At 57.9% G+C, this 815-nt stretch carries 1 protein-coding gene; it reads right to left on the bottom strand.

Annotated features, from left to right (window positions below):
* Positions 1 to 594, bottom strand: a 594-nt coding sequence (locus VU18_RS20495; protein WP_047758283.1) for a carboxylesterase family protein, incomplete at its 3' end; no start/stop codon positions are given.
* Positions 595 to 815 lie beyond the last annotated feature (221 nt).

Consider the following 815-nt stretch of genomic DNA (forward strand, 5'->3'; position numbering starts at 1 on the left):
CGCCGCTCCCGCCGATTCACCGAAAATCGTCACATTGTCCGGATCACCGCCAAACGCCGCAATGTTCTCCTTCACCCAGCGCAGCGCCGCCACTTGGTCCAAAATGCCGAGATTCCCGGCTTGCGCGTACGCTTCGCCGAACGAATCACCGAGATGCAAAAAGCCAAACACGTTCATTCGGTAGTTGATCGTTACGACGACGACATCGCCGTGTTTCGCCAACGCCGTCCCGTCATACCACGGCGAAGAACCCGAGCCGAACAAAAAGGCGCCGCCGTGAATCCAGACGAGCACCGGCCGCTTCTTCCCATCCGCCGCCGGCGACCAAACGTTCAGGTACAGCCCGTCTTCGCTCGGCGGCTCGCTCATCCGCCCGAGCAATCCGCTGAAAATCGGATCCGACGGCTGCATCACGACAGGACCGAAGGCAGTCGCCTCCCGCACCCCATCCCATGCCTCAGGCGGCTCCGGCGGCAAAAAACGGCGTTCACCGACCGGCGCTTTCGCATACGGAATTCCTTTCCAAACGAAAACGCTTCCATTCACCACACCGCGCAGCCGCCCATACCGTGTTTCAACAACGGTTCGTTCCATCCTCTTCCCACTCCTCTGAATATTTGGACGATTCAAAAATATTATAAACCAACAGCCAGTCTGCGTCCATCGTTTTGCGACCGCACGCGAGGTTCTCATACCGCGTCCAAAAGAGAGGTGCCCCGCCCATGCACAAAAGTAAAGATAGACGCGGCCGAAACAGTCAGCGCCATGAAAAAGATGATTCTAGGCGCGATCACCTTAAGCGGCGTTGTTCGGTC

Origin of the sequence: Geobacillus sp. ZGt-1, assembly GCF_001026865.1 — a bacterium.
Taxonomy (GTDB): domain Bacteria; phylum Bacillota; class Bacilli; order Bacillales; family Anoxybacillaceae; genus Geobacillus; species Geobacillus thermoleovorans.